29 protein-coding genes, 1 tRNA gene and 1 pseudogene are annotated in these 25310 nt (G+C 51.3%); 11 read left to right on the top strand and 20 right to left on the bottom strand.

Features of this window, described 5'->3' with window-relative positions; translation table 11 throughout:
• Window positions 1-71: 71 nt before the first annotated feature.
• The 19 genes from I6L58_RS18455 to I6L58_RS18365 form a co-directional block, all read right to left on the bottom strand.
• Complete coding sequence (locus tag I6L58_RS18455) at window positions 72-2192, bottom strand: ClpP-like prohead protease/major capsid protein fusion protein (RefSeq protein ID WP_390881695.1); 2121 nt, start codon at window positions 2190-2192, stop codon at window positions 72-74.
• Window positions 2140-3660, bottom strand: coding sequence for a phage portal protein (locus I6L58_RS18450; protein ID WP_088209418.1), 1521 nt, complete (start codon window positions 3658-3660; stop codon window positions 2140-2142). The genes I6L58_RS18455 and I6L58_RS18450 overlap by 53 nt, the downstream gene beginning before the upstream one ends.
• A gap of 8 nt (window positions 3661-3668) precedes the next feature.
• Window positions 3669-3884, bottom strand: a complete 216-nt coding sequence (locus I6L58_RS18445; protein ID WP_088209419.1) for a hypothetical protein — start codon at window positions 3882-3884, stop codon at window positions 3669-3671.
• Window positions 3881-5998: a phage terminase large subunit family protein gene (locus I6L58_RS18440; RefSeq protein ID WP_088209420.1), complete on the bottom strand. Its 2118-nt coding sequence runs from the start codon at window positions 5996-5998 to the stop codon at window positions 3881-3883. The genes I6L58_RS18445 and I6L58_RS18440 overlap by 4 nt, the downstream gene beginning before the upstream one ends.
• A gap of 3 nt (window positions 5999-6001) precedes the next feature.
• Complete coding sequence (locus I6L58_RS18435; RefSeq protein WP_088209421.1) at window positions 6002-6505, bottom strand: DUF1441 family protein; 504 nt, start codon at window positions 6503-6505, stop codon at window positions 6002-6004.
• Window positions 6506-6783: 278 nt separating this feature from the next.
• Window positions 6784-7062, bottom strand: coding sequence for a hypothetical protein (locus tag I6L58_RS18430; RefSeq protein WP_088209422.1), 279 nt, complete (start codon window positions 7060-7062; stop codon window positions 6784-6786).
• A 258-nt stretch (window positions 7063-7320) separates the two neighbouring features.
• Window positions 7321-7599, bottom strand: coding sequence for a hypothetical protein (locus I6L58_RS18425; RefSeq protein WP_088209423.1), 279 nt, complete (start codon window positions 7597-7599; stop codon window positions 7321-7323).
• Window positions 7600-7606: 7 nt separating this feature from the next.
• Window positions 7607-8236, bottom strand: a complete 630-nt coding sequence (locus I6L58_RS18420; RefSeq protein ID WP_088209424.1) for a glycoside hydrolase family 19 protein — start codon at window positions 8234-8236, stop codon at window positions 7607-7609.
• A complete protein-coding gene (locus tag I6L58_RS18415) occupies window positions 8236-8517 on the bottom strand; it encodes a phage holin family protein (RefSeq protein WP_088209425.1) in 282 nt (93 codons plus the stop codon). Before I6L58_RS18415 ends, I6L58_RS18420 begins: the two co-directional genes overlap by 1 nt.
• Window positions 8504-8890 (bottom strand): phage holin family protein, encoded by a 387-nt coding sequence (locus tag I6L58_RS18410; protein WP_088209426.1) that lies wholly within the window; start codon window positions 8888-8890, stop codon window positions 8504-8506. The genes I6L58_RS18415 and I6L58_RS18410 overlap by 14 nt, the downstream gene beginning before the upstream one ends.
• Window positions 8891-8968: 78 nt before the next feature.
• Window positions 8969-9703 (bottom strand): hypothetical protein, encoded by a 735-nt coding sequence (locus I6L58_RS18405; RefSeq protein WP_140418830.1) that lies wholly within the window; start codon window positions 9701-9703, stop codon window positions 8969-8971.
• 556 nt (window positions 9704-10259) lie between these two features.
• Window positions 10260-10336, bottom strand: a tRNA-Arg gene (locus I6L58_RS18400).
• 1027 nt (window positions 10337-11363) lie between these two features.
• Window positions 11364-11594, bottom strand: a complete 231-nt coding sequence (locus tag I6L58_RS18395) for a putative hemolysin (RefSeq protein ID WP_088209427.1) — start codon at window positions 11592-11594, stop codon at window positions 11364-11366.
• A 143-nt stretch (window positions 11595-11737) separates the two neighbouring features.
• Window positions 11738-11920, bottom strand: a complete 183-nt coding sequence (locus I6L58_RS18390) for a DUF1187 family protein (protein WP_088209428.1) — start codon at window positions 11918-11920, stop codon at window positions 11738-11740.
• A gap of 61 nt (window positions 11921-11981) precedes the next feature.
• The gene (locus I6L58_RS18385; protein ID WP_088209429.1) at window positions 11982-12377 is read right to left on the bottom strand and encodes an antiterminator Q family protein; all 396 of its coding nucleotides are present in this window, start codon (window positions 12375-12377) and stop codon (window positions 11982-11984) included.
• Complete coding sequence (locus I6L58_RS18380) at window positions 12377-13351, bottom strand: DUF7146 domain-containing protein (protein ID WP_088209430.1); 975 nt, start codon at window positions 13349-13351, stop codon at window positions 12377-12379. The genes I6L58_RS18385 and I6L58_RS18380 overlap by 1 nt, the downstream gene beginning before the upstream one ends.
• On the bottom strand, window positions 13348-14925 hold the full coding sequence (locus tag I6L58_RS18375; RefSeq protein WP_254082166.1) for a DEAD/DEAH box helicase: 1578 nt from the start codon (window positions 14923-14925) through the stop codon (window positions 13348-13350). The genes I6L58_RS18380 and I6L58_RS18375 overlap by 4 nt, the downstream gene beginning before the upstream one ends.
• A 373-nt stretch (window positions 14926-15298) precedes the next feature.
• Window positions 15299-15592 (bottom strand): hypothetical protein, encoded by a 294-nt coding sequence (locus I6L58_RS18370; RefSeq protein ID WP_088209432.1) that lies wholly within the window; start codon window positions 15590-15592, stop codon window positions 15299-15301.
• A 1-nt stretch (window position 15593) separates the two neighbouring features.
• Window positions 15594-15821: a transcriptional regulator gene (locus I6L58_RS18365; RefSeq protein WP_088209433.1), complete on the bottom strand. Its 228-nt coding sequence runs from the start codon at window positions 15819-15821 to the stop codon at window positions 15594-15596.
• A 124-nt stretch (window positions 15822-15945) separates the two neighbouring features.
• Between I6L58_RS18365 and I6L58_RS18360 the strand changes: the two genes are divergently transcribed.
• The 11 genes and pseudogenes from I6L58_RS18360 (at window position 15946) to I6L58_RS18320 (ending at window position 20650) form a co-directional block, all read left to right on the top strand.
• Window positions 15946-16647: an XRE family transcriptional regulator gene (locus I6L58_RS18360; protein WP_088209434.1), complete on the top strand. Its 702-nt coding sequence runs from the start codon at window positions 15946-15948 to the stop codon at window positions 16645-16647.
• Between the two features lie 192 nt (window positions 16648-16839).
• On the top strand, window positions 16840-17061 hold the full coding sequence (locus I6L58_RS18355; protein ID WP_088209435.1) for a hypothetical protein: 222 nt from the start codon (window positions 16840-16842) through the stop codon (window positions 17059-17061).
• 60 nt (window positions 17062-17121) lie between these two features.
• Window positions 17122-17388 carry a hypothetical protein gene (locus I6L58_RS18350; RefSeq protein WP_176399452.1) on the top strand — a complete coding sequence of 89 codons (267 nt, stop codon included), beginning with the start codon at window positions 17122-17124 and terminating at the stop codon, window positions 17386-17388.
• Between the two features lie 116 nt (window positions 17389-17504).
• Window positions 17505-17720 carry a hypothetical protein gene (locus I6L58_RS18345; RefSeq protein ID WP_088209436.1) on the top strand — a complete coding sequence of 72 codons (216 nt, stop codon included), beginning with the start codon at window positions 17505-17507 and terminating at the stop codon, window positions 17718-17720.
• On the top strand, window positions 17713-18078 hold the full coding sequence (locus I6L58_RS18340; RefSeq protein ID WP_088209437.1) for a hypothetical protein: 366 nt from the start codon (window positions 17713-17715) through the stop codon (window positions 18076-18078). Before I6L58_RS18345 ends, I6L58_RS18340 begins: the two co-directional genes overlap by 8 nt.
• Entirely contained in the window at window positions 18071-18325 is a 255-nt protein-coding gene (locus I6L58_RS18335; RefSeq protein ID WP_088209438.1) for a hypothetical protein, read from the top strand. Before I6L58_RS18340 ends, I6L58_RS18335 begins: the two co-directional genes overlap by 8 nt.
• Window positions 18297-18518: a ParE family toxin-like protein gene (locus tag I6L58_RS23130; RefSeq protein ID WP_023332562.1), complete on the top strand. Its 222-nt coding sequence runs from the start codon at window positions 18297-18299 to the stop codon at window positions 18516-18518. Before I6L58_RS18335 ends, I6L58_RS23130 begins: the two co-directional genes overlap by 29 nt.
• Window positions 18515-18936, top strand: a pseudogene (locus I6L58_RS18330) (hypothetical protein). The gene I6L58_RS23130 and the pseudogene I6L58_RS18330 overlap by 4 nt, the downstream one beginning before the upstream one ends.
• Window positions 18937-19039: 103 nt before the next feature.
• Window positions 19040-19324, top strand: a complete 285-nt coding sequence (locus I6L58_RS18325; protein ID WP_088209439.1) for a hypothetical protein — start codon at window positions 19040-19042, stop codon at window positions 19322-19324.
• A complete protein-coding gene (locus I6L58_RS22950; RefSeq protein WP_000050710.1) occupies window positions 19314-19523 on the top strand; it encodes a hypothetical protein in 210 nt (69 codons plus the stop codon). The genes I6L58_RS18325 and I6L58_RS22950 overlap by 11 nt, the downstream gene beginning before the upstream one ends.
• Window positions 19478-20650 carry a site-specific integrase gene (locus tag I6L58_RS18320; RefSeq protein WP_088209440.1) on the top strand — a complete coding sequence of 391 codons (1173 nt, stop codon included), beginning with the start codon at window positions 19478-19480 and terminating at the stop codon, window positions 20648-20650. The genes I6L58_RS22950 and I6L58_RS18320 overlap by 46 nt, the downstream gene beginning before the upstream one ends.
• Window positions 20651-21346: 696 nt before the next feature.
• Here the strand turns inward: I6L58_RS18320 and I6L58_RS18315 are convergent.
• Window positions 21347-25228: an inverse autotransporter beta domain-containing protein gene (locus tag I6L58_RS18315; protein ID WP_088209441.1), complete on the bottom strand. Its 3882-nt coding sequence runs from the start codon at window positions 25226-25228 to the stop codon at window positions 21347-21349.
• Between the last annotated feature and the right edge of the window lie 82 nt (window positions 25229-25310).

The raw sequence follows: 25310 nt of genomic DNA, 5'->3' as shown, positions 1-25310 counted from the left end.
TTTTCTCTCCGGAAATAAAAAGGAGCAGCACGCGCCGCTCCGTAATAAAAAAAACCGTCAGATGACGGTCATTATTTTTTGGTGACTTTAACCATGCCTCGCCAGTCAAGCGGCGCCACCCCGGCATCGATGCGCACCTTGAAGGCGGCACCGTCAACGGTAAAGCCCTGCTGCTGCTCCAGATACGGCGTATCGATACCGTCCAGATACGCCACCTCGATAGTGTCGCGTCCCTGCGCAGCGGTCAGGTAAAAATCGGTCGGGCTGCTGTCATCCAGACGCGCCTCAGAGGCCACGGTCACAAAGTTCTGGATCGGGTTCACGATACCGCTGTTGGCATCCGCGCCCGGCACGCTTGCAGATTTGATCAGCTGATTAGCCCGGGACTCGATAGCCACTGGCGTCAGCATCCAGGCCGGGCGAATATTCAGACGGCGATCGCCGGATTTTTGCAGCAGCATCGCCTTACGCGCCGTATCCAGGCCTTCGATACTCAGGTCGGCAGAGACCAGGTTGCCGTGGTCAGCGTGGAACAGCGGCTTACCGTCCGACATTTTCGGGTTGCTGGTCAGCACTGCCCACACCAGATCGCCCACGGTGGCACGTGCAGCGAGCCCCATCGCCTGTGGGATACGGGTCAGCATGTCCAGGTCATCGTTAATGATGGTCTGGCGGTCAATGCTGAACAGCTCACCATAGGTCGCCAGGGCAATTGGCTCACCGCGATCCTTGATGGTGACATATTTATATTCCGCCCCGGCGCGGACCTTGCGAAGCGATGCCAGTGATTCAAGACCGACGCGGTGCGCGGTTTTAAAATCGGTCAGCGTACCCTTACGGGTCCACTGTTCGAATGACTCTGTGGCCTCATCCCAGCCCAGCAGCGCCGCCTTGTGCGCCACGTCCATCAGGATATTGCCGAAGTCGCTGCTGCTGTGGGTGAACGCCAGACCGACCATTGCCTGCGCCGTTCCTGCGCCGGAGATCCCGATACCGCGATCCACCAGAGAGGCGCGCGCCAGCTCGCGCAGGGTGTAGCCGTTGTAAGCGTTATCCTTCTCGGCCTGCGCATAGCCCGCGCGGGTCATCACCGCTGCACGAATGGAGTCACCGACCAGATTACCGTTACCGGCATAAAGATGAATGGCCCCCGGACCGGCGCTCGGAGTGGTACCCGCCGCCAGCGCCTGCAGCAGTTTGTCGCGGGCTTTCTCAGCGCTGCAGGTGAAGTCGGCGAGGCACTCCGCCTTCAGCGTGGCGAAGGTGGGGAACGCCTCAAAAACGGCAGAAACCGTGCTCACTCGCTCGGCATTTGATGCCTGCATCTGCTGCTGCAGCTGCTGCGCCAGCGCGGCGACATCGATGTTTGTCATCTGCGGCGCGGGTTGCTGTGTCGCTGGCGGAGTAAGATTCGCTTGTACCGGTGCGGGCTGCTGCACCGGAGCAGGCTGCTGTGGCTGATTCACCGGAGCTTCGGCGCGCGGCGCAAAAAGGGATTTAATCTGTTCTGGCATGTTCTGGTAATCCTTCAGTTTATTTTCATTCACACAGGCCGCGGCCTGCAGTTCAGGTTCAAGCGTGTCGGCGAAACCTTTTTCCACCGCCTCGGCACCGTTAAGCCAGGTCTCCGCTTTCAGCATCGCCTCCAGCTCCTCCTGCCCCAGTCCGGTTTTGTTCATGTAGGCACTGAGCATCAGGGCTTCATTCCGGTCAAGCCAGGCGGCGTAGTCGCGCATGTCGTCAGAGTCCCCGGCAATGCCGCCCCACGGTTTGTGGACCATGATCCAGGCGTTTTCCGGCATGTGCACCGTAGCGCCGGGCAGGCAGACAATCATCGAGGCCATGCTGGCCGCCACGCCGTCCACCCAGATATCCACCTTTGCTTTCAGCCGTGACAGGGTGTTGTAAATGGCAAAGCCCTGCATGACATCGCCGCCGGGGCTGTGGATATGCAAATCCACCGCGCTGGCGTCAAACACCCCCGCCTCCTTACAGTCCGCGACAAACTGCTGGGCAGTGATGCCCCAGCCGCCGATCACGTCGTAAAGGAAAATTTCAACGCGCCCGGCGGCTAGCGCGCGGATCTCATACCAGCACTGCCCGTTTGCCGCATCGACACCAGCCAGGCTGGCGCGGGGGTTAATCATCATCGTCCGGCTCGCGCCGCTTATCGTTTGTTTCTGCCGTTGCATCTGGCATCGCTCCTTTGTCATTGGCGGCGTCGGAATCAAACACCAGCCCGTGTTGACGGTTAAATTCTGTTTCACGCAGTCGCTGGCGCTTAACCTCCTGCGGATTTTTACCCCTGGCCCGTGCCCATTCCGCTTCAGTACCCGCGCCGCCACGCACAATGGCTTTCCACGCGCTGGCCTCTTTACCCGGATCAATCCACGGCATCACAGGCCCGAGATAAAGCGCGTTATAGAGGGAATTCGGATCCACATCCGGCGGGACTTCAACGCCGCTCAGCAGTGCCATCGCTACCCAGGCGCGGTATACAGGACGGCTGTGCTGGCCGACAAACCACTGTTGCAGAACGTTGTAACCTTCGAAGCTTTCCACCAGCTCCTGGCGCTGGGAGCTGTAGGTGCCGTTATAGTCCCGGGCAATACTGGAATAGCTGCCGCGCGTACCTGCGGCCACGGCCCGCATCTGCCCGTTCCGGAATTCATAGAGGTGTACATTCGGACGGTTTGACTCCACCATGCCCAGGTCCTCGCCGGGCCTGAGTTCGTCATAAATCATCCCCGGCGCAATATCGTAGTGACGCTGGCCGCCAGGCGTTGAAAACTCACCGTCATCGCCAAGAGACTGCGCATCGCCACGCTTGATATAGAACCCCAGCGCGGCGGCAATACGGGCAGCGACGCGTTCACTCTCTTCGTAATCCTTAATATCCGAAAGCCGGGTTATGACTCCGTGGATCAGGCTGATACCGCGCAGCTGGTGCAGACGCTTACGTTGCGCCAGGTGAAGCATGTTGTCGGCAGAGACGGTTTTAAGCTCGGCGCTGAAGCGCGTCATGTTTGCCGGATGATATTTGTAAACCCGATATCCGGTGGGTCGCCCCCACTCGTTTACGATGATGCCCTGGCGCACCTGCTGGCCGGCAGTGCTGTTCAGATTGAACGGTACAAAATCCGCCTCCAGCATTTCCAGCGAGAAGGGCACAGAAGTGGCGTGCTGCAGGCCCGGCACATTCCCCCTGACCAGCTGCGTGAACACTTCCCCGTCACGCAGCGCAGAACGCAACAGCAGACGTTCAGCCTCCGGGCGGGTAAACATGCCGGTCACTTCCGGACGCACGGACCATTCAGCCCAGAGCGCCGAAAGCTGCCCGGCAAAATCGGAATGGAGATTGCCCTCCAGATCGAGAGGCTGGGGTTCAACATGGATGCCGTGAGCCCCAATCACCCTGTCTTCCATTTTGTCGAACAGGCCGATCACCAGGTCATGGTTTTCATCCAGCCAGCGGGCCTGTTCCCGCAGGGACTGGCCTGCGGCAAATACCGATGTGTCCGCTGACTGGCTCTGTTTTTTCGCCTTGTGCAGCCGTGAGGGGTTTGCCGCTTCATAAGCATTGAGCCTGAGACGGTCCCGCGCGCGTGCCGCTGCCCACCCGGGAGAAATAGCTCCCAGTGTTCTTTCAAGAATGCCCATAGAATGCCTTACAGAAAGTTAGCGAGTTTGTATGATCCGCCGCGGCTGTTAACCGTCCGCCAGCGCCGCTCCCAGTATTCAAGCTCGTCGCGCAGCGCTTTCGGATCGTGGTTGGTAATGGCGCGACCGTTTACGCCGGTAAAGGAGATACTCTTGCCGTCCAGCGAATCCTGGTAGGCCTGGCGCACCATCAGCAGCGTTTTCCAGATGTCGTCTTTCTTCACAGCCAGCCTCCCCTACCGGAAGACCCGAGCCAGCTGCCGGAGAGTGCTGTGTCCTTTTCAGGTTCAGCCTGGACAGGCGACTGAACAGGTTTTGATTTTTTCACGGATATCTCCCGGGGGCGTTCCCCTTCAAAAATATTTGGATTGAGATCCTGCGGCCCCGCCCATGCAGGGGGAGTTTCCCAGTCTCGAATTTTTTCGTAGCCGCGCAGGACCGCCACGGCATGGGCATAGCAGAACAGGTCAAAGGCTTCGTTGGCACCCTTGCCGGGCTTGCGCCATTTTCCGTCTGCGCCGCGCTCTTCGTAGGTCAGCTCCTCGTAGAACCATTCCCCAAGCCAGTCGGGAAAATGGATATAGCCCGCACCGGGGGTCTCACGGTCCAGGTTGTTGCTGAGCTGATCCTTGAGCAGGTCGGTCTGCAGCAGGTACACCGGCACCTCGCCGCGCGCGTCGGCGCGACGGTCGCTGCGTTCGGTATTATTCGGGTGGGTTTTGGTGATGACTTTCTGGCGTTTTGTACTGTCCCCCTTAACCAGGTAAACACGTTTACCCAGGCCATCACGGCGACACTGGCGCCAGAATTTATAGGCGTTGTCGGTCACACCCTCTTCACCGCCGCTGTCGACGGCCATCGCCAGTACCGGCATACAGCGCGTCGGATCAGCCTGCAGCGCATAGGTCTTCTCCAGCACATCGGAGACCAGCAACTGCCAGTCCTCCGGATACGCGCCGGGGTGAACAGGCTCCGCCTCGCCATGCTCATTGCAGCGCAGGGACTGGCGGATGTTGTAGCGGTCCACCAGCCAGCGCTCGCCGTTTTCGCCATAGCCAATAATCTGCACGACGAAACGGCGCTTTTTTCCCCCCTGGACGTCGACGGCCGCCAGCAGAAAACGCACTTTTGGCGGGACCAGGCGTTTACCGTAGTCTTCTGCTCGCAACATTAACGCATCGGCGCGTCGCTGTTCGCTGGCCGAGCGCGGCAGGTACGGCAGCCCCCAGTCGGTGTTGATTACCGCCTTCAGGGTTTCTTCGCTGCCTGTCGCCTCGTACTCCTGCTCAGCTGTCAGCAGTTTGTACACCAGCTGCGCCCAGGTCTGGTATGCGGCTGCGGGTCCTTCCATCCAGAACGATGCTATGCGCGAACGGCGAGGCTCGCCGGAAATATTGCCGTCACGGTCAATACTCTGGCCTTCACGCAACCAGACTCCCACCCCGTTCAGCTCGCGCTTTTTGTCAGCCGTGATAATACCGTTGCAATGCGGGCAAAGCAGATGGGCCGCCTCACTGGCTTTCACCGGATCAGGCTCATCGCGGTAGCCGGTCATCGCCTCCATCGCTGGCTGAAAATATTCACCACAGTGCGGGCACGGCCAGTACCACCGGCGGCGATCCCCACGGTTGTACAGAGAAAGCGCGCCAGTCGTGGGGGGCGCTTCATGGGGAGACTTGCGCCGCCATTTACTGTCGCGAATGTCCCGGCCTGGCGAACACTCCACCAGGGTCATGCCGGCGGACATAAAGGTGGTGGTACGTTTGGACGCCAGGGTGAAACCATCGCCCTCGCCGTCAATATCCTCGGGGAAACGGTCATAATCCGTCAGCGCCACGCATTTAAAATCTGACGAGGACATGATGTTGATGGAAGGCCAGCCAATCTTGAGATAGTTACCGGCCAGGAACGTCCGATCGTGCACGTTGTTGTCGTTCCGCAACGGGCTCAGGCGTTTAGCAACCTCCGGACTCACGCGGAAGGTTCGCGCCAGACGCTTTTTTGAGTGTTCCCGGGCTTTCTCTTCCGTCATTTGGACGACCAGCATATCCGACGGATCGCAGACGATGTTGTAGACCACCCAGCCATCAACCAGGCCAATCGTTTTACCCGTTCGCGCCGGACCCACAAACACCACCGCATCGTATTCACGCATCGCCAGACAGTTCATCGGCTCAATCACATAAGGGGCAACGGCAGGATCCCACGGGACTGAGTTACCGGCTCCCATCGGGACGCGCATAAATTTCTGTACTGCCTCAGCCACAGGCATACGGCGAGGAGCTTTTAGAATGGCGGAAGCGTTACGCCTGACTTCCGCTGCCGTGGCCTGTTGCATGACTTACTCCTCTTCTGGCATATCCTCCTGTTCCGGTGAGTCGGCCTGCTCAACTTTGAGGGCGATCTGATCGCGCAGATCGTCAATAACCTGCTGCACCCTGACAACGGCAGCAGGGGTCATCGCGCAGTCGCGCTCAAGAATATCGGGTAACGTTTCCAGCACCTGAACCATCGCTTTCGCCATGGAGGAAAACTCTCGGGTGACTTCGGATGCCGGGATCAGCTCCCCGGTTTCCTGCTGAAACTTGAGGCGTTCACGCTCCGACTGGAACCAGGCCTTACGATCGGGGGGAAGCATTTTGTCGACGTCCACCAGCTCGGACGGAGTGGTGCTTGTCAGCAGTTCCCGCAAAATATCGGTAATGGCATAAAGCTTAAGTTTTGGATTGCTGCCGGGTGCGGGTTGCACATTTGCAAGCCTGCCTGCGACCGTCTGCCGGTGCAGATCGGTAATGGCTGCCAGCTGAGTGATATTCAGCCGGAAATTTTTCAGTTCGTTATCCATGATGGTGAACAAAAAATAGTCATTTCGACATCCTGCAAATGCTCAGGACTGAAATATCAAGAGGTTAAACGGATGATGATGAAGCCCATAAAATGCAAAAAACTAGCCGTTTTCCGCGTGTCGTCGCCCCCTCGGTGTTCTGAATCGTCAGGAGTACCTTTTACAAATGATGTTAATTTTCATTTACAAGTTGAGAATTGTCTGTAAAAAAGCCCCGCGTGAGCGAGGCTATAGATATGCTATTTTATTTTGATTATGAAATCTGATTTGACTAGAATTCAGAGACTATTTTTTTGAGACTGTAAATTTTTGAGCTGCTCTTCCATTTCTACTTTCTTTTGCAAATCTGATTCGCCGCCGATTTTTGCCCGCAATTTATCTATTTTCATTTGAATGGCAAGTTTATTTTGTTGCCTGATTTGCTCACTACTTACTTCGTTGATAATTTTTGTTCGGACCGCATTACTTTTTTGCTCTAACTCGGCAAGATGCTGTTCAACATCAGCGAAAGCAGATGATGATACGAAAACAAATAGCGCACAAAGTATATGTTTCATGAAGTTCACCTATCCATCCTAGATGAAACTATCTTAATAATTTTTCCACTTTTGTTCTTAAAGTTATTGTTACATTTGGTTAATTAGTAGGCCATCCCTGCTGACTGCCAATGAATGCACGATATAAGGCTCTAATTCTCCAAGCAATTTGCCTGCCACGCTTTGTTATGCGCCAGGATGTCACGTTTGGTCTGTTTATCCAGCACGTCGATATCGTGATCAGTCAGGTAAATAATTCGGGTCCACAGACACCCTGTATCAACTACCACCGGGGCGGGTGAAGTTTTCGCGCAACTCGCGATCAACATCGTCATCAGGCATGTGATTAACAGTCTGCAGTGCATTACTGGCCTCTTTTGTAACTTCCGCTTTATGTTCTGCCGCGGCGACCGCTGTCGCTGCATTCTCTTCAGTGCGCTGCTGATTAGCTTTTGAATCAGCATTACTGCTGCCGTGGATATGGCCCAGCCCAAAACCACCAACAGCGGCGGCCATTACAGCGCCAATCGCCCAGAAAATTAATTCGATAAAACTCATTGCTACCTCACGCCAGCACGGATTTTGCCATGTTAAACAGCACGCGGCGTTTATCAAGCCCGTTACGGCCGCCGTTTATGAGCAGCGTCACGCGCTCCACGTCGCCTGAATGAAGCAGGCAGCCGTGCGAGACGTAGAACCATGCAGCTGAGCGAGCAGCATATTCATCCTGCTCCAGCAATTCAGGCTGTGTTACCAAATCCAGCTTCAGCGCCTGACCGCAGCTGCGGTAGTTGCTCAGCCCGGTGATTTGCTTCAGGCCGCGCCCGCGATATTTCCAGCCGTCGCCCGCTACCTGATTCCCCAGTTTATCTTTGCCCCACTCGCCGCCGTATACCAGATTGGCAATCGCTTTCTGGTTGGCCGGTTGTGTTGCCGTTCTACCGAGCGCGGCGGCCTGCTGGGGAGTAATGCGGTGCCTGCCAAATATGGGGACCAGGTTTTCCGCCGCATAGTTCAGGTTTTCCACCAGCCGGGTAAAGCGTGTGGACTCATGGCCCATCTGCGCGATGAACATGGCCTGATCTAGCGGTGCGGTTATGCCGTATTCTTTCGTAGCAGTGTCGATATGTGGAAACCAGCGCGAAGCGAGCCCGGCGCTAATGCCAGCCGCCTTTTGAAATAGTGATTGGTTCATTAGTGCCTCAGATGATCAACCAGGCGCGCAACGTTGCCTCTGACGGCCACCAGCACGGAAAGGAAAATAATATTGACCGCAATAGTGGCCCATGAGGAATGAGGATAAATGCCGCACAGATAGGCCAGTGGCACGGCGCTGTACGTGACCGTAATTAGCCAGGCTAAACGCGAAACCCATGGACGGTGGCGTGAATCACCACGTCGATAAAACATAAGGGTAATCACCACCCCGGCGCATAGCAGAGCGTTTAATGTTGCAGTTGGATCATTTAGTACCACCTGAACCTCCCCGACGCGTGATCAGCGCCACCAGTGAGCTTAAGTCCTGCTTGTTCAGGAATGTCAGGATTTGAACGGCTAAGGCAGAAGCTATAACGGCACCGATAGCATCCAGAGGCTTATCACTGTACCCAGTCAAGGAAGTGAGTTTTGAACCCAGCAAACCTGAACCAAGAATGCCGACGATATACGACACCACGAAGTAGGCAAGCCGGCGCAAAACACTTAGATCTGATGCTGTCGCTATATAGAATACAGCCCCTGCGAATGCGCCAAATACCACACCATAATCGGAACCTGTAAGCAACCCGTAGACACTGGCACCAGTCAGCGCAACACCAGTTAGTGCAGTGCTGGAAACCGGGTCAGACATTTAGCCCCCTTATAATGCATTGGACGTATAATCAGGAATTCATAAAAAGCCGCCCGTAGACGGCATGAATATTACAAATTAATTTGAAAAACCTAACGCATGTGTAGCCATCCATCGGCCCGTATTAAAACCGGCAAAGTTCGCTGCGCCCTTACATTTCCCATATTCGGATGGCCCTGTAATGATGGTCTTGTAGCCAGCAATACGAGGCTGATGATATTGAACAGAAATTTTTGGTAACTTCTCACAAGATGGCAGAGATTTGAAATATTCAATAAAGCCAAGTTCTGTTTTATTAATACCTTTGGTACTGCCAGTGATCTGCCATGAGCCAATAGGGATTTCGTTAGTGCCGTCACTCATTGAGCCGTGCCATAAGGATTTATCATTTGCATCTTGCTTAACGTTAAAATAATAAAGGGTCCCACGAACAAAGTTTGTGAAGACTGTACTGCATGAAACACCTGAACCTCCATCAGCGCCGCCGCTACAATTCGAGCTGATCGGCTTAGCTCCACTACCAAACACGGAAAAAATCAGCTGAGCATGCTTCTCAGAAGTAGCAAGAGGCTGAATACCGATATAACCAAGGTTTGCTCCGACAATACGAAATTGCTGAGCGAAATAATATCCTTTAGAAACCGGAGCCTCGTTTACTCTAATCGGAAACGAAATCTCACTTACCCCATTTGCTGGAGCATTCGTAATCGACCAGGTAGATTGTGAGAGCCCTCCCGGCGTAATGGTTGCATGTGAAGGAAATGACAGAGCAGCACTGGCGATAAAAACGGCTTTTGCTAACGTGTTTTGCATAACTTAAGTTCCTTTTAACATGGACATAGTGCAGATATTGGTTCTGCGAACATTTCGCTTTTTCATTTTGCTTGGCCTACTATTAGCAAAATTAAGAGGGAATAAAAAAGGCCGCCGATTGGCAGCCTTATTAGATAAGCGTTTATTAATATCGCTTTGTAGTGCTTACTGGTGTTCTTTCCGACCAATCAGGTCTCTCGCCAGCCATGATCGCGCGCTGTTGCGTAGGCGTCACAGACTGGGTAATTTCCGGCATTGGTTTGTAAACAGGTTGTTTAGGTGCATGTAAAACCAAATCAGAACTACAACCTGTCAGCAGAAAAATCGCAAGTAAGGATGAATTAAACTTGTACACTCTATACCCTTCCGATGGGACAAAAATATGAAAAGATTGTGGTGCCGCGTGCCTCCCGGTGACTCATCTCTGTTATCAAAGCCACGCGCATAACTGCACGTAGTAGTTAACCAGACGTCCCACCACTAAGAATGGATTCACCACAGTAATAACTTACCCAGGAATCCTTTAAGTCGTCAATATGTGAGAGAGAAGCTTTATTGGTTCGCCATCGAGGATTCAACTCCCTAACCACAGAGGTAGAAGCTCCGTGCTCTCTCCCGTTGAGCTAATGCCGAAAAAAAGACCAGCAAAGATTTGCTGGTCAGGGGTCATGCAGTTGTCTCTGCGTGTTAGGCGCGTCCCCGCCCCGTGTTTTGATGTATCGAGAGCATTATCGAATACCAGTTTAAATATAGCACTCTATGTAAACTTTCACTCTGTCAAAGGCCATCAGCAATAACCTTTTGCACAGCGTTATTTACTGAATTTAATCAAGGGCCTGAGCAGGGTAATTACCCCAACCACCAGCATGCCATCAGCGATGATTGGACTTCAGCGGATTTTAGAGTTTCAAAATCACAGCGCCAGCATCTCGCATCACAAGTCGACCCTCACAAATAATCTCGATCTTTTTCAATAAGTTAAGGGCTATACTTTAATGAAACCAAGGAAACTCTTAAGATAACTAAGGATGAAGTTATGTGGATAGTAATTGATAGTTTGATTGACCCATCGACAGGTACTGTATTCTCGTGGATTACCTCAACTAACAAGATGAATTTGATACTCTGGCATAGCGGGAAAATACAATTTCTACCTGGAGATGAGATAACAACTATAAGTGAAGGTATTAGCAGGGCTTCAGAACATAATAAATATACAATATATCATATAATCCCCTTCAAGCCCTCTTTGTGGTCAATACTGATATCCAATCTGAGGTGCCCTAAAAACAACAAAATATTTTCAAGCTGTCCAGATGCTTGTCGTATAGAGATTTGTTGTTACAAAAGTGACAACTAATCATTTGGCAAAATGCTCATGTCACTATCTATCCCACATCCAACAATGCGAATTATTCTAACTAACATCTATCAATCGATATGCAGTCGAGAAAAAGAAAAACCTCGCCGAAGCGAGGCCAAATGCTAGAGAGGCACCTCATCCAACAAACCTCCCGAGGTTAACCGGATTTAGACATGGTGCTTTTGGATGAGCGCTGAACCCAAAGGTCAGTATTTTTGCAAAAATCAGCGCCCATTCAAAACTGTAGCGTTTCTCTGTCACTCCGGGAGTGATCCATCATCGCAACCTGTAGCACGATTATTTCATGTTGTCACGACGAAATAAAGCCCATTCTTCGATACGCTCGCCTGATGGTAATGTGCAATAACCCACTTCACCGCGAGATTCTTTAACGATATCCAGTTTCCCGCCCTGTTTAATGCAGTGAACGGACGCTGGATTTGCCATACCGATAGGCTTTTCTTGCTTCTGTGAACTTGTACAACCAGCAACCAGTATGACTGAGGCGGCAATCACGGCTTTCTTCATAGGATCTCCTTTTTCAAATATGCTGATGCTAGCCGAGTTTACCAGAGAAATCAAAAACCCCGCCGAGGCAGGGTTTCGATGGTTAAGCTGTGTGTCGAAGTGACCACTCTTAACAGGATATTACGTATTTTACGTACGTAAACCTATTTTGCCTTCTCACAGCGAAAATTTTCGATCGTGACCTTAGCTCCATAGGATTTACCAGCCTCTTTGTCCCTGAAGAACATTTTTTCGCATTGTTCGCGAGTCATTTTGTGTTTAGAAAAGCGAATCCACTCAGCTGGTGTGCCTCCTGCTTTGATGATAGTCGCTGTGATTTTAAACATAACGTCCTCTGTATATCCCTCTGTTAAAATATTAAACAGTGAGACAGCAAGATGAATCAAATTACTTAATCACAAACGAACTTTTTTCAACATTGCGATCCATTTCCAGCCGGATATCAAGCATCATCAACATGCCCTCAATCACACCCTCAGCTTTCTGAAGTTTTTTACCAATATGACCGTCAGAGCAGCCATGCTTGCGGGCCAGCGCCATAAACGTCATGCCCATCACATAATAATCCACCAGCAGATCATGCAAATCCTTATTGTTTTTGTTTAGTCTTGCTATACATCCGCATAAAATCATTGCGTCATCGTCACAGCATTGTGGCCGTGATTTTACCCGTGCCGGGACGAGCCCTTTAAACCCAGCAGCAATAGAAGCCCATGTAACATCTTCATGATTGTTAGCGGCCCATGCTCCCCAGCGCTCTAATACCTGTTGGATGTCCCGCATTATGCCGCCTCTTTTTGTTTCTTGTAGAAGACCAACTCACGAACCTCATCGCCATTCATGAGCATATCGTTAAAGTCACTGTTGTCCGGCCAGCGTACGCTGACTTTCACAAGGTCATTTTTCGCCAGCAGATTGGCATGGGCGCACTCAAACGCCGCCGCCTGACCGGTGGCAGAATGCTTGTCCATGTCAGCGAAAACGATCAGATGTTTTACCCCTGCCGGCACCCGGAATTTTTTCATGAAATTGCTGTTCATAACCGCCCAGGTATTCACGCCATAAATCTGATAGCAGGAGAGCGCCGTTTCGATACCCTCTGCGATCCCCAGCGTTGAAGATACTGGGAACATACGGATGGCTACCGAGCGGGCGTGTTCGAGGTAGTTGTCTTCCTGCAGGGATTTTTGCCGTTTGGCGCTTTCGCCCAGCGGCGCTTTGCGATCCCCTTCGAGCAAGGTCCGGTGGAGATAGCACAGCTCACCTTTATCATCGGTGGCAAGAGCATAGAGAGCATGATAAATCCTGCCTGCATGGCGCTGCTTTTCGCAGAACCGGATCGCCTCAGAGGGTAGTTTGTTGATCCCGCGCTGGCGCAAATAACCTTCCCCGTTGGTACCCCGCAAGGGTAGCAGCTTCGCGAATTTACTGATGGCACGCTGGCGTAGCTTCGCCGCAGAGCTGTTGGCCGAGATTTTCTCCCGTCGGTAGTCATTGCCAATGAGCTGATCCACCTCGGCGCAAAGTGCCGAGAAAGTCTTCCCGGTCTGCGTGAGGGAAAGCAGTTTCATGCCGTCACCGCTGCCGCACACGCAGATCCACGTTCCGGCACCACCACGGTCGTCAATACGAAACTTGCTGCGTGCGCCACATACCGGACATTCACCCTTATAGTGATTTTTCCCGGTTATTGGCGGCAGGCCGTAATGTTCAAGAATTTCTGTCCAGCGACCTTTCGCCGCTTCCGCTGTCTTCACGCTGTTCTTCTCCCCAACATACTACGAATGTTAGCAACCTTATTCTTTGCGGAAATGATCCGGCTTGTGGTGTCCGCACTGCTGGCAGGCTCACCCGCCAGGCTGTCGGCCTTCTCCCGTCCCTTCGCAAATTTGATGAGTTTGTGCCTGATGTAGTTGTTTACCTCCGGGGTAATCTCCATCGGAAAATCGCTCAGCCCGTTGGGCCATTCGTTGAATTTTTCGCGGAATGTATGCGCACACCAGCCGTCGCTGATGGGTTTCCCCATCGAAGTGCGCTGGCGCTGATAGAATTTGATCTGGCTCCACCAGGACTGTTTGTCCGATTTGGTGTAAACCTTTTCGCCCTTGCTGAGCTTTTTGATATTGCGTTGCGTGTCAGTTTCCACATCCTCGCCGACCAGCGGTTTAAATCCGCATTTCGGGCAGACGTAGACACCTGCTGGCTTCATGAAATGACATTCCGGGCATTCCTTCGGGAGTTTTTCCTCCCGTTCTTCGGCTACGCGAGCTGCAACTTCTTTCATCCCGTCGTTTGTGGAGGGCAGATCGTTGTACTCGATGGCGTCAGGAAATCCCAGGCGATGGACGGTGCCGCTGTGATCGAAGATAAGGCAGGCATCTTTCCCCGGGGCAGTTCGCAGACCACGTCCCAGTGCCTGAAGCCAGCGAATTTCGCTTTTTGTCGGTCGGGCGTAAATGATGCAACGAACGTCACTGTCGAAACCCGCCACCAGTACGCCGACGCTGACGATGATTTTTGTAGCGCCCGTCTCGAAACGGTGGATCATCAGCTGGCGTTCTTCGTGTGGCGTTTCAGCCACCATGACTTCGGCATTAACACCGGCTTTGTTGAATTGCATGGTGACGTAATTGGCATGCGCTTTATTGACGCAGAACGCCACCGTCGGCAGGTCACGGCCATTACGCAGCCAGTTATCGACAATATCTCCCACCAGATCAGAGCCGCACATAATCTCTGCCAGCTGCGCTTCGTCGTAGTCGCTGCCATACTCCATCGAGGCTTTTGTCTTAACGCCTTTCAGATCCGGTTTAGTTGGCGCGAAAAATTCGTAATTACTCAGATCACCGCGCTGAATAAGTTCTCCGATGGTGGTCGGCTTAATCAGACGCTGGTAGTAATTCCCCAAGAAGGGTGAAAACGGGGTTCCGGAAAGGCCAATAACCTTCGCTTTGGTTTCTGTGGTGATCCGTTCAATCTCTTTCAGAATGCGACGTTTGCGCAAGTGAGCTTCATCCACAATCAACAGATCGATATCCTGAGGAAATTCTCGGCGGATCAGCGTGTCAGCGCTGGCGATCTGAATCTGCAGGCTTGGGTCATAGTTCGGATGGTCACGCCAGATAAAGCTGATCTGGTCCTCCGGAAGGCCATACTGAGCGAAGCGCTGAGCCGTCTGGTTAATCAGGATGGTGTAAGGGGCGACAAACAGAACGCGCATACCACGACTTACCAGACCAGCAGCAACGAAAGCAGCCAGACCAGTTTTGCCGCTGCCGGTCGGCATATACATCATGAAAGATTCGTATGCCTTCCAGTCACGGCGCAGCATATGGAGTGCGCGTTCCTGTGCAAAATTCGGTGTGATGTTCATCATTATCAACCCCCCTACATTTCACTCTTCCAGGAAAAACCTTTCCCGATTTCATACCCGACCAACCATGTACTACATTGCTAGTACGGTGGCGTTTTTGGGCTCTGTCTCTGAGATCTGCACCTACCTAACCAATGGAGCTGCCTTCTGGAAAAGGCCTATTCCCATCCCTCTCCGATCTCCCCCCTTACCCCCCTCTTACCTCTCCCTTATTCATGTACTAGCAAAAGAGTACAACGAGACAGTAAAAGGCAATCGGGAGCTACCACCCCACCAGCAGCTGACACCTTTAAGTCAGACTGCAACCAGGCACCTTTAAGCCCGGTATCAATCAGGAGCGGTGTTGCGTTCCTGCCAGGAGCGGTTGAGCCGTGTACCCCTGAATTGCCCGCCCGTGTGTTTCAACGAACCGGCGAAGCCTTACGTTAGCTTCATGCCTTGCCCGGTTCTCCTTGCGGTAGGAAACGGGCTCGGCTTCGAACGATTCCTGATACACAGCTGCATAACGCTGAATGGCTTTTAGTCGTGCTGCTGGCGTCAGGCTCAGTAACTGCTGCTTGAGCCAATCGGCATCGGCCTGGCTAAAAGCCCCGGGCAAATCAACCGGTTGATAATCAAGTGCCATATCACTGCTCTTTCTCTGGCTTTGGGAATAGCTCCGGCAAGTCAGGTCTGATTTGATATGCAGCTATTTGGCCACTGGCCGCAGCCACAATTTTCAATACATGCTCGGCCTTAACTTTTTTCCCATGACGCCATTTCCAGACCGTTGCTTGCGATACACCACACTGCTTTGCAAGCGCCCCCTGGCTTCCGGCACATCTGATCGCTATATCGATAGGCTCTGAAATCATAAAACCCCCTTAGTAATTAAATATAACTTTAGCGATTGAGAGGGTTACTTGCAAGGATGCCAATTACTTTTTGACTTGATTCTTCATTTGGTCTAAATTTTTAACAACTTTTGGAGTAATCACTATGTCTAACAACACTTTTGCAGATAGGCTTACGGAAGCCATGAGAGCGGCGGGAATGACTCAAGCATCCCTGGCTAAATTGGTTGGGATGTCGCAATCAAGTATTTGGAAGTTAACGTCAGGCAATGCCTCTGGCTCGCGCAGAACAGTAGAGCTAGCAAAAGCTCTGAATGTTCGACCTGAATGGCTTGCTTCAGGTGAAATGCCAGTAACCGATCAATCTTCTGAGCTGTTGCCCATGAAGGTAGTGGCGCCTGTTAGCACCGGCGCTTACAGGGTTGACTTGCTGGATATACAGGCGAGTGCAGGCCCCGGCACATTTTTGACTTCTGAGTTTATCGAAACCATACGCGCCATTGAGTTCACAGAGGAGCATGCCAGAAGCATGTTTGGTAACCGACCAGCTTCCGCAATAAAAGTGATTACAGTCAGGGGCGACAGCATGGAGGGAACCATTGATCCTGGTGACTTTATCTTTGTTGACACAACGGTTAATTACTTCGAAGGGGACGGAATCTACGTGTTTGTTTTCGGTAAAACCATCCATATAAAACGACTACAGATGCAGAAGAACAGCTTGGTTGTCCTATCAGATAACAAGCTGTATAGCTCTTGGCAAATTGATGCCACTGATGAAGATCAGTTCCGCGTTTTAGCGAAGGTATTAGTTAAGCAATCTGCCGCGATCAAACGCTTTGCCTAACCCCTCCAATTTATCGAATTAGACCGCTTAGGCGGTCTTTTTTTTTGCTTATCAAACAATAAATTACTTTACCCATTAAAAATAAAATCACTTTAGTGGTTGACCTTTTCCGTGTAACGATCCATCCTTACTAAAACTTAAGTAATTAAACGACATTCTTAATTACTTAAATCACTTAATGTAGGAGGCAGCATGGAAATCCAGAAAACAGTTCATTTAGACCGCCTTGAAACAAGCGATATGCTCATGAGCTGGTCACACGATTTACGCTGTTGCTCTGCTTCTTTATGGCTATTACTTGAAATGATGGTCAGCCAGGAAGAAGAACGTGAGCATGCTCTTATAACTCTGGTCGTTAAAACACTGGAAGAAGTTAACGACAGAATTGCAGATTTCGATACAAATAAACTTTGAAATTAATTTATCAATAAACGCCTTTATTGGTGCTAACAAACTCACCTTGAGAAATATTTTATGAAAAACAATAAAGTTATTCAGTTGCCAGAAGTTAATCGCACATATCGCAATCCAGCCGATCTCTATATTGATGACACAGCAAAAACCGCAGAAGCTGCAAATAAGTACGCTCAGGAATTGCGCGCTGAATTTATAGAATTACTCATGCCAGCAATAACACGCATCGACGTACGCATTGCGGGGCGTTTTACATCACTCATTAATGAACTGTGCACCATGACTTACATGACAAATAAAAACCTAAACAGGAGAAAGCAGCCATGACATTTATTAAAGGTAGACACGCCTTCAGAACAGCAATTTTAATGATTACTAATTACGGCAATGATTATTATCACATTGCAAACTTATTTATGCGAAAAGCCTATGGAGTATAGATTATGAGTAAACGAACTCCAACGACGGTAAATGCTCGTAACTGGACAGCGCAGGAAATGAGTGTGCATGCCGAGCAGTTGTATTACTTGCTTCAAACAATTTCTGAGAATTTCTTAAAAATGGAAGATGCCCAGCGCTTCGCATTGATTGAAATGGCCTGGAATCACTCATCCGATATTAACGCATGGTTTGGGGCGAACGAAAACAATGATGGATAATTTAATCAACACCTACCGACGCAGAATTTTAAAGGCAGCGTTATTACGCCACCTGCGTAAAACAGGCAGTAACTGCCTTGTTATTAAACTCAATAAAGGCGGCATTAACACGGTCGAGTTAACAGAGATTCTTCTCGATGGATTATTACGAAAATTCGAAAGGCTTGCGATCAGTGAGTACGGGAATGTCGAAGGCGTAAAAGCTATTAAGGGAATTTACAGCAGCGCTGTTGATGTTAATGGCAGCGGTGAATTCCTTACGGATAGCGGGAAGGAATTAATCGACGAGCTCATTTCTGAGCTGGTGGAGTTCGTCAAAAAGCAGAAACCAGTTAATGCGGAGATCGGCAATGGCTAACCAACAAACAATGCTCTATCAGGGTGTGCTGATCCCCCGCCCCGTGTTGAACGTGGATCTGCATGTCCTCCCTGATTTTACCGGGCGGGTAGTCCTGCACATCGAGCACGGGAGGGTGATATGTGACCGCCGGCTGTCCGACGACGAGCACATTTGCTCACTGGCCACGTTTATCGAAATGGCGCGCGAAATTGAGCTGAGATTTGAGGAGGTAGCTGGTGGCACTGACAGCGATACGAATTCCTGAGTGGGTTCACCTCAAGGCGGCTCACGTTTTAAGCCAGTTCAGGGCAAGGCGCATCCACCCCTGCCGTATGCACGGCTCCGGTAATTTGAGCCTCAAGGTCAATCACCGCTGGAGGCTACTCTCCCGCGATGGCGGAAAGAACTGGGAAGTAATGAGTCACGAACGATACAGCAAAGTTAAGGACCGGAAATGAACGATAAACGCACCGTAAGCATGATTGACCTGGCATTACAGAAACACGATACGCCAGTTGGCCCACTGTTCGTGGCAGTACGTCACGGTCGTATCAAAAAATGCTTCACGCAAGATACAGCGATCCGCTATCTGGCTTTCTTCATGACCACCGAGGCTTTTGAGCGTTCAGGTTTTCCGCAGCGTCACCCGCGGGTGCGTATTGATCGCGATGACAGGGAGGTATGGCGAGACGGGGAAACAAAGGCTGAGTATCTGGCCGCCCACCAGCGTTGTGTTCGCCGTCTGCGTCGCATCCTGGCGCGCAAGCGAGAAATGGAGAAATGGAGAAATGGTGTGAGAAATGGGACGCGATGCATGACCGATTCGTTAAAGAGGTTGATGCACTGCAGGCCATCAAACCAGCAGGGGTGAAATGATGAAGCCCTTCATTTTCAGCATCATTGTTTCCATGCTGCTGGCGGCCACCGTTATCGGCGCGCTGATTGAATATAAATTTTTGGTGAGGTAGCGAGGCGCTCCATGAATAAGCCAGTTTTAGAAATTATTAAGCGTTGGACCCGTCTGGCAACGGAGGCCAAGCAGCTGGGGCTCACCACTATCCCTATCGACCCGGAAAACATGCTGATGGTCCTGGGAGATCTGCCAGCCAGTAAAGACTATCAGGCTGGAATCGATTTTTTGCGCAAGAGAGCGGCCAGCGAGCTTGATGCCGGTTTTAGAGCGCACCACAACGCACTTATCTATGCGGCAAATGAACTGGAAAATGCCCAGGCATTTGGGCGGGAGGCCGGTCATGAGTCTTGATTGCGTACCACTTTCAACCTACTGCCGGGACGCCGGAGAAACGGTTGAAGCTGTTAACAAACGGATACAAAGGGGGTTATGGAAAGAGGGTGTCCATGTATTAAAAGTCGATGGCGTCAAAGAACGCTGGATAGACTTAACGGAGGTTTCAAAGTGGGCAAGAAAGAACAAGGATCATTATCTCTCCCAAGAGGAGTAACAATTCGCCAGCATAAAACTGGCGATACCTTGGTGATCACATTCACCTACAAGGGGGTTCTCTGCCGGGAGCCCCTATCCAGAATGGAAGCAAACGCGCGCGGCGTGAAGTATGCCGAGCGCCTGCTGGGAGAGATACAGAACCAGATCGCCGGCGGCACATTTGATTATGCGAAATACTTCCCCACCTCCAAAAAACTGGAGCTGTTCGGGGTAGTGAAGAAAACCAAAAATATTAAGTCCTACCTGGACGAGTATCTGAAAATCTGCCAGAACCGCAACCTTTCGCCGTCCACTATTGGCGGTTATGAAAAGTGCCTGTCTGCGCTATCTGCGCTGCACAAAATGCATGTATCGGAACTGACCCCTGCGGTCCTCAAAAACTGGATCGCCAGCAGAAAAACAAAGCTGAAAACGATAAGAAATAACCTCTCGTTTCTGCGCAGCGCCATAGATGAAGCGGTGACAGACGGCCTGCTGACAATCAACCCGGTAACCCTTGTCAGCGCGAGTCGGTACCACGTGATCGACAGCAGCCCGAATAGTGACGATTACGAAGTTGATCCGTTCACACCATCGGAAATTAGCGCTATTTACCAGAGCTGCAGATATCCGGAATGGGAAAATCTGTTCCGTTTCTCATTCAATACAGGTTTACGCAGCTCTGAGCTGTGTGCGTTGCGCTGGCCTGATCTCGACAATATCGCTAAAACAGCTCACGTTCAGGCGGCGAGTGTTGTTGGCGTTCTGAAAGGTACCAAAACAAAAGCCGGTACCCGTAAAGTAGAATTAAACAGCGAGGCGCTGGCCGCGCTGCAGGCGCAGAAACAATTCACTTTCATGAAAAGCGAGTTTATTTTCAGCGACCCTAAAACGGGAGAGCCCTGGGCGAACGCCGACGCAATACGAAAAAAAGCATGGGTGCCAACCCTCACAAAAGCTGGCGTTCGATACCGTAACCCGTACCAGACCCGCCACACATTCGCCACCAGACACATTAGCCAGGGCGTAAACCTTTTCTGGCTTGCCGGGCAGATGGGGCATAAAGGGCCGGAAATGCTGTTCCGCAATTACGGTAGATATCTGGCTGAATACGACGGAAAAACCGCCATTTCTGCAGCTCAGTAGCGTGGTGAATATTTCAAAATGTTGGACGGAATCAGGACGTTAGAGGGACCACGATATGCACTTAAAATGCACTTAAGGCCTTCCAAAAAACAGAAATCATTAATATTCAATAGGTTAATCATTATTCGGACACGGGTTCAACTCCCGCCAGCCCAAAATTCTCCATCGGTGATTATCAGAGTCATCCGATGAAGTCCTAAGAGCCCGCATGGCACAAGCCCTGCGGGCTTTTTTGTGCCTGCATTTTGTCCCGCGAAGTCTGATGCCAACTCATTAAATCCGAACCTGTTAGGTTCCTCTTTAAGCATTATTGTTGTTGAGATGCCATAATCGATGAAAACCCAGCAATGGCAAGACATATTTCTATCGATCAAGAAAATCGAATCTGCTCAACTCAAGGAAGCAGACTACGTCGGACGTACCGGGCAGAGACACTGTATTTTTATCGCTTCAGAAGCCTGAGTGAGGCGCAGGAAATTACAGCATGCTGAAACAGCCTCACGAATAGTCATGTACTGTGAGTAGCACTACACATCAAGTTGAGAGGGAAAATGTTTTCCCCTGTCACCACATTCAGGATAAAAAACACAGGGGATTTTCCCCTGTGTTTTTATCTTTAACTCAGCGCTGTGTCTTTTTCCCCCATAATCGCGACGTACCTGTACCCGCGCTGATGAGAATGCCACTGCCTGACGGTTAATTTACAGCCGAACAGTTAATGCTCTGGCTGTAACTTAGCCAGTCAATCACGCACTGGTTATTACCCTTTTCTAGATAGTTAAACTTCACGCTGAATTTATTGGTCGCCAGTATAGATTCAACAGTGGGAACCCAGGTGCCATATTCTCCCGCTACTGCATACTGGGTTCCATTTTTCCAGGGCTGACTGAACCAGTTATCGGTCACGGTAATAGGCCCCCTCGATGGCTGACCACGCACGCCAATTGAGGATCGATTGCTGGTACCGTAGCGGCCATAGTCAAACCAGTTTTGCGTGACTTCCATAAACGCGCCGGCCCCTTCAGACTGATATTTATGCATGTCAAACTGATGATAAGCGCCGCGCCCGCCACCATTTAATACCAAATTGTGATGCGCCGCATATCCTTCTCCAGCCTTGCCGCTGCCGGCAATCGAATGTCTGTTGCTGTTAAAAAGATTGCATGCAACTTCCGCCGTGGCATTACCGTTTTGAACAACAACGCCATAACCGAGTTCAGATTTGATATTGTCATGGATATAGCTGTGATGTACTCGCACATTTGTCGATTTTTTCACACTCACGGCTGCCCATGGCCATCCCCAGAGTTCCATATTATCCACCTCAACATTATGGCTGCCTTCCACCGTCTGGATACCAATAGTGGTATTTTTAGTCAGCGTACCTTTATAGGGCCCCTCATAGCGAATGCCAGACATTCGCGTATTGCTGTCCATAACGATAATCGGGAACTGATTATTTTGTTCGCTCAAATAGGGAATGCTGAGGCGAGCTCCCTCGCTACCGTCAGAACCGCGGTCGCTGAAAATAGTCGTTCCGCTTTTAATAAAGAGTGCATTTTTCGTGACCGGTAATTCAATTTCAACATCGCCCGGGATATAGATATAGGGCGTTCCGGCATCAACCAGCGCCTTCAGCGTCGTATAATCGGTCGCTTCCTGATAATTCACACTCTCTTTATCAATCTGGTTCGCATAACCCTCGCCCCCACCCACAACAGAGCACTGGCCGCTCGCATCCAGAAGTCGTGTTGTAACAACGATGTTCAAATCCAGCGGTGAGGATACCCGGCCTCTCTTATCGACGGCCCGTATCGTTACTGGGTATCGGTTTTCCCCACCCACGATAAAGCCCGGCAGGGTCAACTTAAAGCTTCCCTCTTTCTCCATGATAGTGCCCCCGGCGGCTTTGAAGGCGGAAGCGTCAATCTTGTAATTCGCCACACCGTACAGACTCTGAACCTCCGGCGTCACCTCGGTTGTACTGCCCTCAAAGCCCGTGACGGCCGTATCCGCGGTGATGACGAACGGGGCCTGACTGACGGCGATATCTATCTTCGTCGGTTCACTGATATTGCCGTGCGCGTCCTTTCCGGTAACCGTGATGCTGTAGTGGTTGCTTCCCGTTGCCTGCCATGCGGGCATAACAAAATGATAGTCAGGCAGTGTGCCGGTAATTTTACCGCCTGCGGCAAGGAAATCCTCCGCGCTGAACTGGACGTCACTTACGGTAGTTCCTTCTGACACCACGTTCAGGGTGGCATCCACCGTCTCCTGCTCGGTTCCTGTCAGCGTGCCGGGCGCCGAAACGGCAATGTTGACAGGCTGCACCTCTAGCGTCAGGGTGACCGGTGTCGATGAACGGCCAGACTTATCCCATGCGACAGCGCGCACAGAATAGCGGTTGGTCCCCTCTTTTTTCCATAAAGGCAGGGTGAACCGCCAGGCATTCGTGCCGTCCTGCGTGATTTTCCCGCCAGCGCTGAAAAATGCCTCACCCTGCCACTCGATGCGATCGATGCCGGACTGGGCGCTGGCCTGCGGCGTAACGACAAGTTCCTCACCTGATTTACCCGTCATATTTTCATCAAGAACAAGGTTAACGGTCGCTGAAGCCACTGAAACAGTGGCGGTTACCGGCGCGGAACGGTGATTCTGATCGTCACCTGCGGTAAGGGTAATGGCATACTGGTTGGAGCCCACGTCCGACCACGCAGGCAGTTCCAGCCAGACTTTTTCTTTTTCCACGCTGACTTTACCCCCACGGGCAATAAACTCGGGCGCCTCCCAGTCGAGCCGGGTCACGGGAGTTCTTGCATCAATCGTCAGCGGCAGCGCAATACGCTCCCCCTCATTACCCGCTACCTCTGGCGGAACGGTGAGCACAATAGAGCGAGGCTCAACCACGATTCGGGCTGAAGCGGTGTTAGACATGTTCCCCTCGCTGTCACTCACCGTCACTTCAATGGGATAACTGTTTTCACCGCCAGCCTTATAAGGAGGCAGAACGGCGCTATAGTTCAGGCTCAGGCTGTCTGCTTTTGCAGCACGCGTCTGGATAAATTTGCCCCCGGCAGCAAGAAATTCAGGCGCCTTCCAGTCAACTTTGCCAATGGCGCTGGTAGTGCGAACATTGAGGCCGATCGCCAGCGTTTGTCCCTCTTCGCCCTTCAGATCGCCCGCAAGCGAGATTTTGACATCCATCGGCAGAACATCCACCTCGACGCGGAACGGCGCTGAAAGATTGCCTTTTTCATCAATGGCGCGTCCTTCCAGCTGGTAATGATTACTTCCGGTTGTTTGCCATTCGGGCAGAGCCATAACGTAGGCGCCGTTTACATAGGTAATATCACCACCGGCGGCGAAGAACGCCTCGCCCTGCCAGCCAATCCCGGTCACGGCATAGCGCGAAGAAATGTCCAGGTTTAGCGCGAGCTGGCTGCTTTCAACGCCCGAAACCTTGTGATGCGGAGCCACGTTAAACAGGCGATCCTTTTTATATTCCAGAACAATAACGTTGTTTCTGTCCACCAGGTCATAGCGGGAGCCCGCCAGCGTGCGGTTAAAACGAACGCGGTCCGGGTCAAGCTGCGTTTTGAGCGGCAAGCCAAACTGCCAGGAGAAGTTCAGCCCTACGGAAAATTCGTCTCCCCCGCCACGCGTATTAACCGTTTTTTGCAGTGAAATGCCCGCCAGGGGTACAGGTGTGTAATTCAGACCGAGGGTCAGTACCTGAGGATCTTTCTGAAGATCATCCGGACCAAAAATGCCGACCCGATCGCCATAATATCGCGCCCAGGTGATTTTTCCGCCCAACTGCGGCAAACGAGGAAGCCAGGCCTCTGTCCGAATATCAAAGCCATTAGCGACGCGTTCGTGATAGTCCGTGAGATCGCGCGAGCGTTTCCAGTCGCTGAGCCGGTAATAGCCATTCGCAGAAACACGAAAGAAATCGCGCGCATACTCAAGACCTGTGCCAAGGCGCTTATGCTGGCGACTGACGTCGTAATCGTAAAACATATTGGCACCGAACATGGCGGTGTCAGAAGGCCAGAATCGATAACCCATACCGAGATTCGCCATGGTCCTGTCGTCAATCCGTCTTATTCCCGTCTGGGAAAAAAACAGATGGCTGCGGTTTTCATAAAGGGGCAGTAAAAAATCAAATTCACTGCCTTCAAGATGTGCGCTGCTTAAATTCAGCTTTACTCTTGCTGTACCAAAAGAAGAAAGACTTTGCTGTACGGCTGAGCTGAAGAGTCCGGAGGCCATGCTTCCCCCTACGGCGCTGATGCGTTGGGCGGAAGCGTCCTGCCCTAACACCTGTGCGAGTTTTGCGCCTGCACCCGCTCTTGTCCGTGCGAGAGTTTCTTCACGGCTATTTTGCCCTTCATGTAACGCGCGATATATACTTTCTCTGGCATTCATGGTTTGTTCATTTATATTGACTTCACTTCCGGTAGCCAGTCCGGGCTGCATAAAAAGTACAATATAAAGTCCATGTTTACGTTTAAGAGAAGGTAGACAGCTGACCACCATATTGATAATTGCTCCATAATTTAAATAGTCGCTCTCCATAAATGAGATGAAAATTCATCTTCACTGGCGACGGTATTGCCATGTAAAACGCAGTTAATCTGACTGTAGTTATATGTTGTTC

This window comes from Enterobacter cancerogenus (genome assembly GCF_019047785.1).
In the GTDB taxonomy this organism is placed as follows: Bacteria; Pseudomonadota; Gammaproteobacteria; order Enterobacterales; family Enterobacteriaceae; genus Enterobacter; species Enterobacter cancerogenus.
This window is presented reverse-complemented; position numbering and strand designations above follow the sequence as displayed.

Bases quoted from the DNA above. Each gene is read 5' to 3' on its own strand.
- I6L58_RS18335 (WP_088209438.1), top strand. From the start codon at position 18,071: ATGGCTAACCAACAAACAATGCTCTATCAGGGTGTGCTGATCCCCCGC.
- I6L58_RS18410 (WP_088209426.1), bottom strand. From the start codon at position 8,890: ATGTCTGACCCGGTTTCCAGCACTGCACTAACTGGTGTTGCGCTGACT.
- I6L58_RS18405 (WP_140418830.1), bottom strand. From the start codon at position 9,703: ATGCAAAACACGTTAGCAAAAGCCGTTTTTATCGCCAGTGCTGCTCTG.
- I6L58_RS18350 (WP_176399452.1), top strand. From the start codon at position 17,122: ATGAAAAACAATAAAGTTATTCAGTTGCCAGAAGTTAATCGCACATAT.
- I6L58_RS18345 (WP_088209436.1), top strand. From the start codon at position 17,505: ATGAGTAAACGAACTCCAACGACGGTAAATGCTCGTAACTGGACAGCG.
- I6L58_RS22950 (WP_000050710.1), top strand. From the start codon at position 19,314: ATGAGTCTTGATTGCGTACCACTTTCAACCTACTGCCGGGACGCCGGA.
- I6L58_RS18340 (WP_088209437.1), top strand. From the start codon at position 17,713: ATGGATAATTTAATCAACACCTACCGACGCAGAATTTTAAAGGCAGCG.
- I6L58_RS18360 (WP_088209434.1), top strand. From the start codon at position 15,946: ATGTCTAACAACACTTTTGCAGATAGGCTTACGGAAGCCATGAGAGCG.
- I6L58_RS18455 (WP_390881695.1), bottom strand. From the start codon at position 2,192: ATGCAACGGCAGAAACAAACGATAAGCGGCGCGAGCCGGACGATGATG.
- I6L58_RS18370 (WP_088209432.1), bottom strand. From the start codon at position 15,592: ATGGCACTTGATTATCAACCGGTTGATTTGCCCGGGGCTTTTAGCCAG.
- I6L58_RS18385 (WP_088209429.1), bottom strand. From the start codon at position 12,377: ATGCGGGACATCCAACAGGTATTAGAGCGCTGGGGAGCATGGGCCGCT.
- I6L58_RS18355 (WP_088209435.1), top strand. From the start codon at position 16,840: ATGGAAATCCAGAAAACAGTTCATTTAGACCGCCTTGAAACAAGCGAT.
- I6L58_RS18390 (WP_088209428.1), bottom strand. From the start codon at position 11,920: ATGTTTAAAATCACAGCGACTATCATCAAAGCAGGAGGCACACCAGCT.
- I6L58_RS18365 (WP_088209433.1), bottom strand. From the start codon at position 15,821: ATGATTTCAGAGCCTATCGATATAGCGATCAGATGTGCCGGAAGCCAG.
- I6L58_RS18450 (WP_088209418.1), bottom strand. From the start codon at position 3,660: ATGGGCATTCTTGAAAGAACACTGGGAGCTATTTCTCCCGGGTGGGCA.
- I6L58_RS18395 (WP_088209427.1), bottom strand. From the start codon at position 11,594: ATGAAGAAAGCCGTGATTGCCGCCTCAGTCATACTGGTTGCTGGTTGT.
- I6L58_RS18375 (WP_254082166.1), bottom strand. From the start codon at position 14,925: ATGCTGCGCCGTGACTGGAAGGCATACGAATCTTTCATGATGTATATG.
- I6L58_RS18440 (WP_088209420.1), bottom strand. From the start codon at position 5,998: ATGCAACAGGCCACGGCAGCGGAAGTCAGGCGTAACGCTTCCGCCATT.
- I6L58_RS18325 (WP_088209439.1), top strand. From the start codon at position 19,040: ATGAATAAGCCAGTTTTAGAAATTATTAAGCGTTGGACCCGTCTGGCA.
- I6L58_RS18420 (WP_088209424.1), bottom strand. From the start codon at position 8,236: ATGAACCAATCACTATTTCAAAAGGCGGCTGGCATTAGCGCCGGGCTC.
- I6L58_RS18430 (WP_088209422.1), bottom strand. From the start codon at position 7,062: ATGAAACATATACTTTGTGCGCTATTTGTTTTCGTATCATCATCTGCT.
- I6L58_RS18435 (WP_088209421.1), bottom strand. From the start codon at position 6,505: ATGGATAACGAACTGAAAAATTTCCGGCTGAATATCACTCAGCTGGCA.
- I6L58_RS18315 (WP_088209441.1), bottom strand. From the start codon at position 25,228: ATGGAGAGCGACTATTTAAATTATGGAGCAATTATCAATATGGTGGTC.
- I6L58_RS18425 (WP_088209423.1), bottom strand. From the start codon at position 7,599: ATGAGTTTTATCGAATTAATTTTCTGGGCGATTGGCGCTGTAATGGCC.